The 14,549-nt window shown below is 42.7% G+C and carries 13 protein-coding genes and 1 pseudogene; 6 read left to right on the forward strand and 8 right to left on the reverse strand.

The features are described from left to right. The gene (locus LPKJCM_RS09715; RefSeq protein ID WP_057961719.1) at positions 1-1,005 is read right to left on the reverse strand and encodes an aldo/keto reductase; all 1,005 of its coding nucleotides are present in this window, start codon (positions 1,003-1,005) and stop codon (positions 1-3) included. A gap of 87 nt (positions 1,006-1,092) precedes the next feature. On the opposite strand from LPKJCM_RS09715, the gene LPKJCM_RS09720 reads away from it, so the two are divergent. Further along, the gene (locus LPKJCM_RS09720) at positions 1,093-1,521 is read left to right on the forward strand and encodes a MerR family transcriptional regulator (protein WP_057961718.1); all 429 of its coding nucleotides are present in this window, start codon (positions 1,093-1,095) and stop codon (positions 1,519-1,521) included. A gap of 547 nt (positions 1,522-2,068) precedes the next feature. Here the strand turns inward: LPKJCM_RS09720 and LPKJCM_RS09730 are convergent. Further along, entirely contained in the window at positions 2,069-2,527 is a 459-nt protein-coding gene (locus tag LPKJCM_RS09730) for a helix-turn-helix transcriptional regulator (RefSeq protein ID WP_057961716.1), read from the reverse strand. Between the two features lie 210 nt (positions 2,528-2,737). Here LPKJCM_RS09730 and LPKJCM_RS13060 point away from each other — a divergent pair, with 210 nt between their 5' ends. Next, a complete protein-coding gene (locus LPKJCM_RS13060) occupies positions 2,738-3,286 on the forward strand; it encodes a hypothetical protein (RefSeq protein ID WP_057961715.1) in 549 nt (182 codons plus the stop codon). Positions 3,287-3,624: 338 nt separating this feature from the next. Here the strand turns inward: LPKJCM_RS13060 and LPKJCM_RS09745 are convergent, their stop codons facing one another. Next, a complete protein-coding gene (locus tag LPKJCM_RS09745; protein ID WP_057961714.1) occupies positions 3,625-4,434 on the reverse strand; it encodes a CPBP family intramembrane glutamic endopeptidase in 810 nt (269 codons plus the stop codon). A 380-nt stretch (positions 4,435-4,814) separates the two neighbouring features. Then, positions 4,815-6,614 carry an ABC transporter substrate-binding protein gene (locus tag LPKJCM_RS09750; RefSeq protein ID WP_057961713.1) on the reverse strand — a complete coding sequence of 600 codons (1,800 nt, stop codon included), beginning with the start codon at positions 6,612-6,614 and terminating at the stop codon, positions 4,815-4,817. A gap of 223 nt (positions 6,615-6,837) precedes the next feature. On the opposite strand from LPKJCM_RS09750, the gene LPKJCM_RS09755 reads away from it, so the two are divergent. After that, positions 6,838-8,217 carry a hypothetical protein gene (locus LPKJCM_RS09755; protein ID WP_057961712.1) on the forward strand — a complete coding sequence of 460 codons (1,380 nt, stop codon included), beginning with the start codon at positions 6,838-6,840 and terminating at the stop codon, positions 8,215-8,217. A gap of 54 nt (positions 8,218-8,271) precedes the next feature. Here the strand turns inward: LPKJCM_RS09755 and LPKJCM_RS09760 are convergent, their stop codons facing one another. From LPKJCM_RS09760 to hemH, 3 genes are read right to left on the reverse strand one after another with little or no spacing between them, the layout of a single operon-like run. Next, on the reverse strand, positions 8,272-9,033 hold the full coding sequence (locus LPKJCM_RS09760; protein WP_057961711.1) for a flavodoxin family protein: 762 nt from the start codon (positions 9,031-9,033) through the stop codon (positions 8,272-8,274). A gap of 43 nt (positions 9,034-9,076) precedes the next feature. Beyond that, entirely contained in the window at positions 9,077-10,405 is a 1,329-nt protein-coding gene (locus tag LPKJCM_RS09765; protein ID WP_057961710.1) for an Nramp family divalent metal transporter, read from the reverse strand. After that, a complete protein-coding gene (gene hemH, locus LPKJCM_RS09770) occupies positions 10,383-11,357 on the reverse strand; it encodes a ferrochelatase (RefSeq protein ID WP_057961709.1) in 975 nt (324 codons plus the stop codon). The genes LPKJCM_RS09765 and hemH overlap by 23 nt, the downstream gene beginning before the upstream one ends. 179 nt (positions 11,358-11,536) lie before the next feature. Between hemH and LPKJCM_RS09775 the strand changes: the two genes are divergently transcribed. The 3 genes and pseudogenes from LPKJCM_RS09775 (at position 11,537) to LPKJCM_RS09785 (ending at position 14,327) form a co-directional block, all read left to right on the forward strand. Further along, positions 11,537-11,839, forward strand: coding sequence for a hypothetical protein (locus tag LPKJCM_RS09775; protein WP_057961708.1), 303 nt, complete (start codon positions 11,537-11,539; stop codon positions 11,837-11,839). Between the two features lie 58 nt (positions 11,840-11,897). Continuing rightward, positions 11,898-12,416 (forward strand): annotated as a pseudogene (locus LPKJCM_RS09780) (aldo/keto reductase); the annotation flags it as partial. A 264-nt stretch (positions 12,417-12,680) separates the two neighbouring features. Beyond that, complete coding sequence (locus tag LPKJCM_RS09785; protein ID WP_057961706.1) at positions 12,681-14,327, forward strand: peptide ABC transporter substrate-binding protein; 1,647 nt, start codon at positions 12,681-12,683, stop codon at positions 14,325-14,327. Here the strand turns inward: LPKJCM_RS09785 and LPKJCM_RS09790 are convergent. After that, positions 14,310-14,549 (reverse strand): transposase (locus LPKJCM_RS09790; RefSeq protein WP_174659030.1); only part of this gene is annotated, 240 nt, incomplete at its 5' end. The two genes, LPKJCM_RS09785 and LPKJCM_RS09790, sit on opposite strands and share 18 nt — an antisense overlap.

Raw genomic sequence — 14,549 nt, forward strand, 5'->3', positions numbered from 1 at the left:
CTATTTAATTGGTCCTTGAGTCGCCAAAATATCATCAATTTTCTTAAGTTCTTCAGGCGAGAAGTCCAGATGATCCAGTGCCTTCACATTATCAAGTAATTGTGCCGGTCGACTGGCCCCAATCAAGACGCTGGCAATTTCTGGTTCGCGTAGATTCCACGTGAGTGCCATCTCAGCCAAGCTTTGGCCACGATCAGCTGCAACTTGATTCAATTTCTTCACAGTCTTAATCGTCTCTTCAACCTGCTCTTCATGCAAAAATGGGCTGGTGGATTTATGAGCCCGTGAATCGGCTGGAATTCCATTCAGATATTTGTCCGTGAGTAACCCTTGGGCCAGTGAGCTAAAGCTGACCGCGGCCTTATGTTCCTTCTTCAATACTGGGAAAAGGTCGTTTTCAATGTGTCGATCGAACATGTTGTAGCGGGGCTGATGAATGACAAACGGTGTGTTCAAATCATTGAAGATCTTGGTGATTTCTTCAGTTTGTTTGCCATCATAGTTGGAAATTCCGATGTAAAGGGCTTTGCCTTCATGAACCAACTCGTCCAAGGCAAGGGCGGTTTCCTCAAGTGGCGTATCTGGATCAAACCGGTGAGAATAGAAGATATCGACATAATCCAGTCCCATCCGTTTCAAACTCTGGTTGGCACTGGCGATGATGTTCTTGCGTGAGCCCCATTCACCGTAAGGACCCGGCCACATATAGTAGCCGGCCTTGCTGGCAATGATCATTTCATCTCTGTAAGGCTTCATGTCCTCTGCCATAATCCGGCCAAAGTTTTCCTCGGCACTACCGGGCTCCGGTCCATAATTATTCGCCAAATCAAAATAGGTAATCCCCAGGTCAAAGGCTTGATGGATAATTGCCTTCTGGTTCTCGAAGGAATCAACACTACCGAAGTTATGCCAAAGGCCAAGACTTAAAGCAGGCACTTTCAGGCCGCTTTTACCAACCCGGTTATAAACCATTTTATCGTAACGATCTTTGGATGCTTGATACATTTTGCCATCTCCCATATTGTTTAGCTTAAATGATTTTACTTCGAGTATACTTGAAGTAAAATCATTTCAACTTGGGAGGTCAATTACTTGAAAACTGCAACGGTGAAAACGTATTCCATCACTGAAGTCTCTAAAATGTATCACTTGCCGACGACCACCCTGCGCTACTACGAAGACTTGGGGCTGCTTTATGATATTCCTCGGATCAAAGGGCGACGGGCATATACGCAAGCGCATCTCAACCGTTTGGGCGCTATCTGCTGCTTCAAGGATACCGGGATGACACTCAAAGAATTGCAAGAACTCTTTGACGCCCAAGACGACGATGCCGACTTGGACAAAACCTGTGCGATTTTGGATAACCACTATAAGCGGGTCCTTGAGCAGTTGGCGCTTTTAAAGAAGAACGAGCGTCACATCAAGCGTAAAGTCAGGTTTTATCACGATATTCGAAGTGCCAAGGAAAATCATTCGAAGCTGCCGGATTGGGATGACTATCGAGATCGGGAATTTTAATTATTTCAAAAAGACTCTGAAAAATAATCAGGGCCTTTTGCATATCCTGAAAGCGGTCAAAAAAAATTCACATTTGTCGTGTAGTATTAATATACGAAAGGCGTGTGATCACTTTGAAAAAATTAATAATTTCTACAACTCTTGTTCTATTGGCATCCTTTTGCTTATTTCCAAAACTAACACCAGCCGCTTCAATCCAAAACATTCAAAGGACACAGACAACAATCTCAACTGCCACTGACAATAATACGTTAAATACAATGACAATATCTTCTCACAAAATAAAGATAGAACCCGCTCATCATGTGTATCAAGTTAAAAAAGAGGGCTTTGGTTGGATTGTTACGTTCCGCCTGCATATTTACCAGGATCGTATCATAGGCATTTCCAAATTTAGCTCAAACAGTTACTTTGGTAGCATGGCGTCCTCTAAACTAAGAATCATTCATCATTCCGAAGCAATCTGGAGTGGGGTTCATAGGGTAGGAATCACCCGAAATAATGTTTCTGTTGTTGTTAAGGTTGAAAACAATAATCTTATAATTAACTAGTTACTAATTGAAGTGGTTCCCCAATTAGTCGCGTCTAATATTAAAGAAAGAGTTACAACAGCATTGTATAGAAATACGATGCTGCAAAGAATGATGATGGCTTTGTTAAGTTTATTTTTCTGCTTAAATTGCCATACAAATAATGGGATCGTCAACATTCCCACAGGGGCAATAAAGCCTTGAAGAATCATTCCCAAAACAACAAACAGATTCATATTTAATTGGCTACTAAGTTTTGCAGAAGTTCTCGAGTCACCTTTGCTTTCAGAAAGCAGTTCCTCTAAATCACATTGATACAATTGACTTAACTGGTATAACTTTTCAACATCAGGATAGGTTTTATTGTTTTCCCATTGAGATATCGCTTGTCGAGTTAAATGAAGCTCATCAGCAACATTCTTTTGGGATAAGTTTAGCTTTTTGCGTAATTGTTTTAGATGATTACCAAAGTCCATAACATTCTCCTTTAAGCGTCGTTTGTATTAGCAAGCACAATCAACGTTCTTATTCACATTAAAACATGTAAAGAATCCGTTGCGCAACCTCTGCTTTCTAGTCTAATGATAAGTGCTGCATTATATTTAATTGTGAGCAATCGCTCAAAATTAATTTGGAGGCCCTTATTCATGAATAGACATTGATTTACCAAAGTTAGTATATCCGCATTGGCTGCTTTAACATTAGTGGCAACATCCACTCTTTCTCCAACTTTATCTGTACTTGCCGACACAAGTCAAAATCCCTCAGTTGCAAATAACAATGGCTCTGGCACACCTACAGGAGAAAGCGGTAATTCTTCTCAAAATAATGATGGTAATACCTCATCTAATGAACAAAGTAATAGCAATTCACCCCAATCTACTCCAGATGAATCAAATCAGCCAACAACGGTTATGGAGGTTGGGCAAGTCCAAAATGGCCAAACAATATCAGAAGATCAAGCAAACGCTGCATTATCTTCTGGAGTTGTTATTGACACTCATACTTTTAAAATCAGCAAGTCTCAAGTAAGCGAGGTAATCAACATAGGTGTCCAAGCTGGAATTACTTACTTAATGAAAAAGCATCCTCACATGGCTGTAGCAATTGCCTCAAACGTTGCCGCAACCATTGTCAGCTTCATGTCCAGTGATAGTCTAACCGTTACAACAATGGACTTGCGCAATACTTATGGTGGTGTAACGACAGTTGTTAAATCTTATAATTGGGGCTAAATAGTTGTGGGGTGATTTCTTGAAAACAATCCAAAAAATTAATAGGGTGGAAGTTACCAGTTTTTGGTTATTGTTCTTAACGAGCACTTCCGTTTACCTATTCTTCAACCATATATTACTTCCAAATATACCCTTATTAAGAGATAATCGAACCATTCATTATTTAATACTTTTTGCAATGTTCATGGCCGGATGGTATTTCACCAAAGTTGTGACTTACCTTTGGGGCACCAAAACAAAGCAGTCTAAATAGAACCTAAAAGCGTCCGTCGAACTGTAATAATAACTCCAAACTTTCGGGAGTATGCAGTATTGGCGGCGCTTTTAGGTTCTATCCGTTAATCTTCCGATACACCTGTCAGCAATGGCAATTGATTGTCTATTAGCTTTGATCGAATAACAATTAATCCAATGCATGAGTATGCCATTGCGACAACAACAGACGCAATAACGGAAATGTTGCCCGTAACAGTCGCAGCAGAAGAAACGTTGGTGCTAAATTGGCTTAAATATAAAATCGGGAAATCGAGTAAAAAATGAGTAAAAATTGTTGTGATTAATGATCCAGTTCTAACATAAACAGCCGCCAATAAAATGCCCATTCCAAACGTTTCAATCATCTGACAAACGGTATCTAGTAAAGATTGATTTACTAAATTGCTTAAATGCTGCAAGCTGAACAGCAGACTTGATAAGCCAATTGCAATCGCAACGCTGCGCTTCGTCAGATGACGATGAGTGAGGCGTTTGAATAAATCCCCCAAAATCACTCCTCTAAAGAGCAGTTCTTCAGAAATCGCCGTCAACAACGTCCACAATATAATTGGGAGCAAAAGTTTCATTGGTCCTGATGAGATAAACAAGCTAATATAGCCAACCCCAAAAAGGAAAAAGAGCGTCGTCTTTAAACTAACATTAGTGGAAAAGTACAACTTTTGTTTGATTAGCCAGGCATTTAACGCCAGGACTAGAAAGACTTCGATTCCTTTGTACAAGATGTTGCTGGTGAGATTACCATAAGGCAGTTTTAAGATTACCGGAACTAATATCCCGTTTTCTAAGACTTTTTCGATAACAATGAATTCAATTAGCATCCAAATCCACTTTCTGGGATTGTTGACCCGGTTAAGCTTATTTTGTGTTCGCATGTGACACCTCGTTTGGAAAGTATTTTGATCTTACATCTAATATACAAAGATTGAGTGTCTTTACCAGCAAGCATTTGTTGCACCACATATTTTTACATTTAGTTTGCGTTATTGGTTTTCGTTTTCTATTAGTGAAGCCGTTTTTTAGATCCAGTTATTAGTTTGCGCACATTACAAAAGTGAGGATGGGACATAACTCTTTTGCGTTTGTAATGGCAACTTTGATCACCACTTCTATTTTGCCAAAATCTGTGACAAACGGCAGATTCCTGCCGTTTAACGAGAAAGTGCAACCATTCCAAAACCAGGAATGATTGCACTTTCTCGTTAAACTCTGGGATCTAAACGCCTATTGTCCCCGTCTCACTTTTAGTGTCTACTTATTTTGGTGTCTTCGAAGTTAATTCCAAATGATCCCAGAAAGTTGGGAAGAGATAATTATTGTAAGCCGCCTGCTTGAAGTGCTTAAGTCGGTGGTTACCCGGCGTGAAGCTCAGTAAGGTGCTTTGAGGGACATAGGCTGCCTCTTTATTCATGTACACCTGCCACTTTTTAAATTGCTTAATCCGATATTTCTGATTCCAGGCTTTAGAACTATTCAAGCTGTTGAGCAACTTGGTATTCTTCTTGGTCATGAAATGCCCCATGTTATACGTTGCATCTTCACCGTAGAACTGGGTTGGCGTTGGTTCATCAGTCAATTGCCAACCGCCAACGAAGACGTCGATTTGGCTTTGCTTTGGCTTACCGAAAATTGAATAGAAACTGTTAATTTCAAGTGGTCGACCATTCGTCATTTGAACGTTCAAACCCAATTTCCGCCATTGCTGAACTTCGTAACGGGAAATTTCGTTACTGGCAGCCGATCCCTGCATGGCGCCAAAATGAATGGTCAACTTTTTGCCGTTTGGCTGAACGTACCACTTGCCCTTCTTTTTGTAGCCGGCATCCTTGAGCAATTTCTTGGATTTGGCCATGTCGTAAGGGAATCCCGCCGCCTTACCATCATGATATTTCTTGAAAATCGGCGGAATCAACGTGTTGGGACGCCATTGAACCCCACTCAATAATTTCTTGTTTACCTTATCCAAGTCAACGGCGTACAACATCGCCTTTCTCAGGTTCTTGTTGCCCATTTTGCTGTGCTTGTCCATGACATTCTTGTTGGTTTTGGTGTCAAAGTGACCCACGTTAAACCCAAAGTACCCATAGCTCAAACCGGGCGCCCCAGCTAGTGTGTAGCCCTTGATATTCTTAACCGACTTATATTGACTGGCAGGCAAACCGCCTAAAGCAAAGTCAAATTTCTTGGCTTTAAAGGCTGCAGCCGCGTTGCTTGAGGAAACCACCTGAATATTGACATGCTTAATTTTTGGTTGTGGTCCCCAGTAATATTTGTTTGGGACCCAAGCAGTCGATTCACCCTGAACTTGGTTCTGAAGTTTGTAAGGACCCACGAAAATTGGATGCTTACGAACTGCTGGCGAAGAAGACAGCTTAGAAATTTTAACATTCTTGATGTGGTTGTACGGCACTACTGTCCCCCACAGGAATGAATTGCCAACATACTGCATCGCCGGTGATAAACGGGTATATTGGATTTTGACCTGTTTGCCAGTTTGCCCGTTCGGATAGGTAATACCAGAAATCCGGTTTGCTTTTCCGCTGTGATAAGCGGCCATTCCTTTGATCGTGGCCATATCGGAAGAATATTGTTCTGCCCCCGTATTCTTGTTACCAATGATTTCATAGGCATACTCCACGTCTTTGGCAATCACCGGGCTGCCATTAGACCACTTGGCATTTTTCCGAATCGTAATCGTTGCCGTATTCTTTGATCGGTCAAGCTTGAGGTTGGCCAAGCCCCCCTTCACAATCTTAAAGTCCTTATTGCTTTTAAACAGCTGATCACCACCACCTGGAGAATAGACGTCAGAATCTTCAACGTTATTTTGCAACACAGCCAGCGTAATCCCCGTAAACGGCGCAGCAACAACTTCGGCGGCGTTCAACGTACTGTCATTACCGGCTTTGGTAGCTTCCCCAGCTGCACTATAAGTTGTCGGCATCGAAATCGGCTTGGATTGTGATTCAGAGGACTTGTTATTCGAACAGGCTGCGAATGCCAACGTCGATAGACTGACCGTCCCGATCACTAACCACTTCTTAACATTTTTCATGGCAATATCTCCTCATAAATATGATATAAAAATGAGACTATTCTAATACAGTTCTAATTATATTGCTCTGATGGAAGCTATTGCAACATGGAAACTAACGATCAACCAAAACTGCGTGCTGGGGATTTATCGGTTAGTACTTGAAAGCGGTAGTAACTATTCATAATCTGTGGTAATATCGATTTGAATTATGCCAATATTGTCAGAGGAGTGTGAAGTAATTATGAATTCCGGTGAGAAACAATCCTTAATTAAAGCAGTTAATGAGGCTTCTCCCGAGTGGCTTAGGCAATTCATAATTAATCAGGCACAGTTTGATCCAACGTTTTTTAGGGACGTAACTGCTCAATTTGGCGATCTCGACACGGATACCGAATTGGCTCAAACCAAGAAATTGATTCAAAATACGGTTCGGAAAAATAAATCTTACGGCTTTATTGACTACCAAGGCTGCATCGTCATTTGCAATGTCTTGGATGACGTCATTAATAAGTACATGCTGCGGTTTAGACAGGGGCATTATCACCATGCGATGAATGGCTTGCTATTGGTTGTCGAAACTGCAGCAAAAATGCTCAGTGATGCCGACAGCAGTTCCGGTGCTCTAACAGACACGTTCGACCGAGTTTTTAGTTCAATGAAGAACTTGAGTACTAATATTGCTGATGAGATTTTAGATTCCCAAAAAGAAATTGTAATCAAAGATGTGGTGCGCGTTTTTAAACGAAAGATATTTTCCGACTGGCCAGAGCAACGGTATCAGATGTTGTACAATGTCTTGCCCCTAATTACACAGAAATCCACGAAAATCATTCAGACGGCCTCCCGAAACGTTATCAAATCGGCGGGTGATGGCTATGAAACAACTCAAGCAGAAATTTACGATAAAATTCTTCATTCCCGGGTGCTGATCCAGCTGGGACAGCAGTCCGCGGCAACTGAATTTATGGAAGCCAATAAGGACATTCCAGAGATTCGTGAGGTCGAGATTCAAAATGCCATTCAGAACAAAAACTACGTTCGTGCTGAGGAGCTGTGCCTCGAAGCTTCCAAACAAGACCAGGGCTGGCGACGAATTTGGGAACGATATCTCATTAAAATTTATGACGCTACCGATCAGCAACAAAAGCAGGAAGCGGTTCTCGAAAATCGCCTGTTCGCAAACTCACCAGATGCTTACGAACCGCTCAAGAAACTACGGCAACAAGATCAGACTTGGGAAGACCAATATCCGGCTCTCTTGAATCAATTGGCACACACATTAACACCCGAAAACTACGCGTTTATCTTGGACAAGGAGCATGAATTTGAAAAGCTCATGCAGCTGGTCATGCAACATCCGGAACTCACCGAAACTTACAGTAAAGATTTGTATGGCAATTATCCAGATGTCATCAGTAAGCTGTACTATCAAAACGTTATCCTTGATGAGAAGCATCCCGGCCGACAAGCCTATCGCCGAATGGGCCGCCGAATTAAGAACTACACATCATTCGGCAGCGCCAGGACAGCCATCAAATGGATCGACGGCTTAATCGAACAATATCCGGCCAGACCGGCTTTGGCTGAAGAACTGAATAAAGTGAAAAGTAAACTAGAGTAAAAAAATAGCGTTGCCCCAACATTCGGGGCAATGCCTTTTTAGAACCCGTGTCATTTACCGCCTGCGATGTTTCACAACCGTAAAGAAATGAAGAATACATCCCAATAATACATAAAAAATCAGGACAAATGAAGCATAACGCCACCAAAAATCAGCAGTGGAAACCAACCGCAAACCGACTTGAATTCCCATCGTCAACAGGGCCATCACAGCGACCATAAAAAATAACTCAATATATCGTTTCAATGTGCTATCATCTCTCTTTTGTTCAGTATTCAGGCGGGCGCCCCATTTCAGGCAAGCCTGTTTTTTATTCTCCGGTAATGCTTTCATACCCCAGGTGTTCGTCAGCACCAGTTCGTGAATTTTAATCACACCGGCTGCCGACATTACTTTATCGATCGTTCGGAAACTTTGGTCAGTGACCCCGGTTACCCAGTTTTCGAATGTGCCGGTATAACAGTCGGTAATACTCAAATAATGCTTATTCTTAAATCGATCAGGATGGGTTCCCCCGTCATGGTCAAAGCGCACCAATCGTTGACGCATACAGTCAAAGAAGTCCTTCATTTTGCCTGCGAGGCCACCCCAATAAGTTGGAGCTGCAATCACCCAAACATCGCTTTCAAGCAGCTTGGCTTCAAGCTTGTCCAAGACCGGATCCTTACGGTCACCCTGATCCGGCTTGAATGGATAGTCTTCTAAATAGATCATGTCAGTCGTATTGGGTGCTTTAACAGCAGATAAGACAGTTTCCAACATCATATCGGTTGCGCCGTCATTTCTATGAGAACCTAAAATGCCAAGTATTTTCAATCCAAATCCCCCTTGTCTCTCTCAATATTATTCATTCAATCACTCAAAATGCAGCAATCACGAACTGCAAATTCAAAACGGTAATAATTGCTGTTAAAAGGTAGCCAATCATCGTCACATAGCGTTGGTTTGTATGAACACCCATCAAATCATGGTTACTGGTCAAGGCCACCATTGGGAACAACGTGAACGGTAATGCAATCGATAACGCAATCTGAGCATAGACAATGATTTGTTCAAAGTCATGATCGTTAAAGCCAACCAGAAACCCGATTGCTAAAATCGGAATCAGGGTCACAAACCGGGTCAGTAGTCGACGTTCCCACAGCGGCAACCGAATGTGGAGGTAACCTTCCATCACGATCTGCCCCGATAGGGTACTGGTGATCGAAGAAATCATGCCAGTGATCAATAATGCAAACGCAAACAAAGTACTCATTAATGGACTTGCCAGATTGCCAACGATTGCGGCGCTTTTTAATCCGTTATAAACATCCTGAAACGCTGACAACTGCCCGTTAGTATGGAAAAATAACGTTCCTCCAAGCACCAGTAATATAGCATTAATCAGAAAGGCAGCAACTAAATGAACGTTGGAATCCCATTTGGCAAATCTGAGTGCTTCATTAACCTGGGCCGGGTTATGGTAATCATACCGCCGACTCTGAGCTAATGAGGAATGCAGATAAATATTGTGCGGCATGATGGTCGCCCCAACAATTCCTAAACTCATAATCAACATTTCATGATTGGTCAAAATCTTCGGTGTTGGTAGCAGACCCCCAGCAATTTGTGCAAGGTCGGGAGTCGCCCGCGATACTTCGATACCAAAGATAACCCCGACAATTAAAATGGCCGTCAACACGATAAATTCGATTCTTCGAATTCCAAATCTTAAAAATAATAGCACTAATAAAACATCGAATATCGTGAATAAAATCCCATATAATAATGGTAAACCAAACAATAATTTTAATGCAATTGCAGTGCCGACAACCCCCGTCATATCGGTTGCCATCATGGCCAATTCATTAATGATCCACAAGGTATAGCGACCGGCCTTGGGAACTTTTTGGGCAATCGCCTGGGCGAGATCTAAGCGGGCAACAACGCCTAATTTGATCGACAAGGTCTGCATGAACGTCGCCACAAGAATTGACATCAACAGCACCGAAAGCAGCGCATATCGGAATTGACTGCCGCCGGAAAGTGATGTCAGCCAATTTCCGGGGTCCATGTACCCTACTGCCACCAAGGCGCCGGGCCCACTATAGGCTAGAAACTTTTGGACAAATGAGGTTTCATAAACACTGGGCACCTCAACGCTCTGATTAATTTCATCCAGACTTTTATGCGTTGGCTCTTGGCTCATCGGCCCCGCCTCCCCGAAGTTGTTTGACACTCAGATCAGCTAGAAATTGGCAGAAATCATCACTGCCGTTCATCGGTTTCACTGAGTCAAAGACGGTGCCGCCGCTTGCCTTGAAGGTCTGATAGTTTTGAACATTATTTTCTTCAATGGTTTCCAGGCAATCCTCAACGAACGACGGTGTCACCAGCAACACATTGCGTTTACCCATGGCGGCTAATTCCATTAAATAGTTTCTCAAATAGGGCTTTAACCAGGGCATCGGTCCAAACTTTGATTGGAAAACGGTTTTGACCTTGTCTTTTGGTACCCGCTTAAGGTACTTCATCACTCCTTGAGTAGTTGCCAGACACTCACCTTCGTATGGGTCACCCTTTTTGACCATCGACATTGGAATACCGTGGTAGCTAAAAATCACAGCATCGTAATTTTTCTTGGGGTATGCCTCATCAACCTGTTGGGCCAAGATTTGTTGGTACATTGATTCATCATAAAAGTTCTTGATGATATGAGTTTGAACGCCAGATGATTGAACCTTCTCAATAATTGTGTCATGGGTACTCTGAGTGTAATTGGGAAACAGTGGCAGCACCACAATGTCATCATCGCCACGATCCTTCATCTCATGCAGGACATCGACAATTTTGGGTTGCCCATAATTCATTGCGTATTGAACATCCCAATCAGGCAAATCCTGCTGAACTTTTTGTTTCATGATTTCCGTGTAGGCCGTCAGCGGTGAACCGGCTTTCGTCCACATGTGTTGGTAAAACGTCGCCGACCGCCAAGTCCGCATCGGTAAAATCATCCCACGCAAAATAGGCTGCCAAAACCACTTTGGCAGCGTCACCACATTTTGGTCGCTCAAAAATTCTTTCAAATAAGCTTTAACATCCGAATTACTGGGCGATACTGGTGAGCCCAAATTCACCAATAATAAACCATTTTTTGTCAAGACGATCCCCTCCTCGCCATATATGTTTATTTTAGAGGTTTCCTATGTGAAAGACAATTCAATCCTGGTCAAAAATCCCCATATCGTTTGAAAAATTTGACGTTTTACACTTAATTGACCACGGACAATGAAATTAAGCGGCATGTTGGGTACAATGGAGGAAGGAAGGACGTGATACCTTGAACGACTCCAAAGAGCACCTGGACTTTTTCAACCAGGCCTATAGCGACCCCAGCAAGCACAGCGGGTGTAGCACCAATAGTAATTTGCGGTTTGAAAGTCGGGCAGATGCCCTGCAGGTTAAAAACATGCTTATCGAAAAAAGTCCCCACACCAAATTTTATGACTTTAGCGTGGAATACATTAACCCTAACAAATCAATGCAGGTCGGCTGGTACATCACGGTTAAAAAGGTCGACAAACCAGCGCAGCCACATCAAAAGGATCAAACTAAAGAAAATAATCAGCAAACAAAAAAATAATCCTTCCTTTTTCGTAACTATTCTGTAGTCGGGCAAGGATTAACTATGGAGGTACTAACATTGGCCGCTTCCAAAGCGTGATCACTATGTCGAAGCATTTCAAGCAATGATTGATGCCAAAAAGCGTGGATTGATCCGCTCAATTGGTGTTTCAAACTTTGAGCCGGAACACTTGGACAGACTGATTAACGAAACCGGTGTCACACCAGCAGTCAACCAGATCGAAGTGCATCCTTACTGGAATAACGAACGCATGCTAAAAGAAGACCAAAAGCGTGGAATTGTGACCGAAGCTTGGAGTCCATTAGGAAGAGGCAGTGCTGCTTTGAAGGAGCCACTGATTCAAGAGTTGGCTAAAAAATACAATAAAAATACCGGCCAAATTATCCTAAAATGGCATATCCAAAGAGGGATTATCCCAGTTCCTCGTTCAAGCAGTTTAATCCATCAAAGAACCAATAAGGACCTCTTTGATTTCCAACTCACTGATGAAGAAATCAAATCAATTAACGCCCTGACAAAACCCGACGGCCGAGTAGACGGGCAGGATCCGAATGAGTATGAGGAATTTGATTAGATTGTGACGAGGACCGGAAGATGCAGTTTCTAAGGCCGGAGAGAGCACCAAAGAATCTAACAAACGTGCTTTTAATCGATAAGAATCATCCACTAACCATCCCATCCCCAGTCAACTCCCCATTCACTTGCCTTTCCAAACAATTCCATGTTAGTATAATGTCCTTATACTAACAAATTGCAAGTAACTCAATCAATTAATCACCAACTGACCAGCAAGTACCAACGTGCTGGCAGTTTTTATGTCACAAAAGAGGGGTAAATCATGAAGTTCAATAAATATCTGCTAACACTTACTGGCGCATTTGCGTTAATTCTAGTGCTCGCCGGATGCGGCAATCAGAGTGCCCAAAAATCAGGCACCCAAATGGCCAAGAACCAAACTGTCAACATCAGTACAGACTCGGAAATTTCCACTTTAGATACCGCGAAGGCTTCAGACAGTGGTAGTTTGACACCACTCTACCAAATCAGTGAAGGAATCTATCGTCTCGGGCCCAAATCCAAAGTTGAAAATGCCTTGGCTACCAGTACCAAAGTTTCAAATGACGGGCTAACGTACACTTTCAAATTGCGAACCAACGACAAGTGGAACAATGGTCAACCTGTAGTCGCCAACGACTTCGTATACGGCTGGCGACGGGTGGTAAATCCAAAAACTGCTGCCGGTTATTCCTATCTGTTTGAAGGCCTCAAAAACTATAGCGCCATCCAAAAAAATAAACTGTCACCAAATAAATTGGGCGTATCGGCACCCAACAAGTCAACTTTGGTGGTTCACCTCAGCCACCCGGTTTTATACTTCAAATTACTGCTGGCATTTCCGACCTTCTTCCCTCAACAGGAATCGGCCGTTAAAAAGTACGGCAACCGATATGGTACCAGCAGTGCGACAACTGCCTATAACGGACCGTTTGAGCTTGCTGATTGGAACGGCACCAGCGACACTTGGACAATGAAGAAGAATCCTAATTACTGGGATAAAAAATCCGTTAAGCTCGATAAACTCAAGTTCCAGGTCGTCAAAACTCCAAGTACCGGGCTTTCCCTTTACCAGCAAAATAAATTGGATGTCGTAACGCTTTCTGGAGAAGAGGTTCCTTCATATAAGAACCGGCCTGAATTCAAGAAATTTGTTGGTGGTTCAACCATTTATCTGGAAATGAATCAAAAACGGGTCAAGGCTCTAAAGAACGTTAAGATTCGCCAAGCCTTATCCCAAATCATCAATAAGCAGGCGTTAGCAACCCAAGTTCTACGTGATGGTTCCACGGCACCAAAAGGGTTCGTTTCTACTAACTTCTTCCAGAACCCCAAGACTGGTGCCGACTTTGCCAGTGATGCCTATGAAAAATCTGGGGTTGCCTACAACCAAAGCCAAGCCAAGAAACTCTGGGCAGCCGGACTCAAACAGACTGGCGTGAAAAAATTGCACCTGTCGTTACTAAGTGATGATACTGATCAGTCCAAGAAAACAACCCAGTATCTGCAAAGTCAGTTCAACAAGCTGCCTGGGTTAAGTATCACCATCCACAACGTGCCAACTAAGAGCAAGTTGTCACGGTCAACCAGCGGTGATTTTGATCTGGTCGTTTCCTCATGGGGTGCCGATTTCGCTGATCCAATCAACTTCTTGGACTTAATGACTAAGAGCAACCCAACCAACAATGGTCACTGGACTAATTCACAATATGATCGCTACATTGAAGCATCCAAAACCACTGATGCAAATAACCGCACCAAGCGATATGCGGATTTGGTAAACGCCGAAAAAGTCTTGATGAAAGACCAAGGCGTCATTCCACTGTATCAACCAGCCACAACCCAACTCTGGCGCACTAATATTCACGGATTCGTATGGAATCCTGCCGGGATGAGCAATGGCTACAAAGGCTTATATGTCACTAAATAAACTGAGCCGCATTTTCCACTTTCTCTGGAAGATGCGGCTCAGTTTTTCTATCCAACCAAAAATATGAGTTAAATTGGCCATCATTTTGGCCAATTTATTCATATTTGCTGCCATCAAGATAATTCCTAATTCATTATTGACTTGTCTTAATCCACGTACTGATAATCTACGGAAACGCAAATTAGCCTTCAGGTTACCAAAGGCTGGCTCATCCTCAAGTTT

The organism is Lentilactobacillus parakefiri (assembly GCF_002157585.1).
Taxonomy (GTDB): Bacteria; Bacillota; Bacilli; order Lactobacillales; family Lactobacillaceae; genus Lentilactobacillus; species Lentilactobacillus parakefiri.

Excerpts from the sequence above, each read along its gene's own strand:
- LPKJCM_RS09715 (WP_057961719.1), bottom strand. The coding sequence starts at position 1,005 with ATGTATCAAGCATCCAAAGATCGTTACGATAAAATGGTTTATAACCGG.
- LPKJCM_RS09730 (WP_057961716.1), bottom strand. The coding sequence starts at position 2,527 with ATGGACTTTGGTAATCATCTAAAACAATTACGCAAAAAGCTAAACTTA.
- LPKJCM_RS09745 (WP_057961714.1), bottom strand. The coding sequence starts at position 4,434 with ATGCGAACACAAAATAAGCTTAACCGGGTCAACAATCCCAGAAAGTGG.
- LPKJCM_RS09750 (WP_057961713.1), bottom strand. The coding sequence starts at position 6,614 with ATGAAAAATGTTAAGAAGTGGTTAGTGATCGGGACGGTCAGTCTATCG.
- LPKJCM_RS09755 (WP_057961712.1), top strand. The coding sequence starts at position 6,838 with ATGAATTCCGGTGAGAAACAATCCTTAATTAAAGCAGTTAATGAGGCT.
- LPKJCM_RS09765 (WP_057961710.1), bottom strand. The coding sequence starts at position 10,405 with ATGAGCCAAGAGCCAACGCATAAAAGTCTGGATGAAATTAATCAGAGC.
- LPKJCM_RS09785 (WP_057961706.1), top strand. The coding sequence starts at position 12,681 with ATGAAGTTCAATAAATATCTGCTAACACTTACTGGCGCATTTGCGTTA.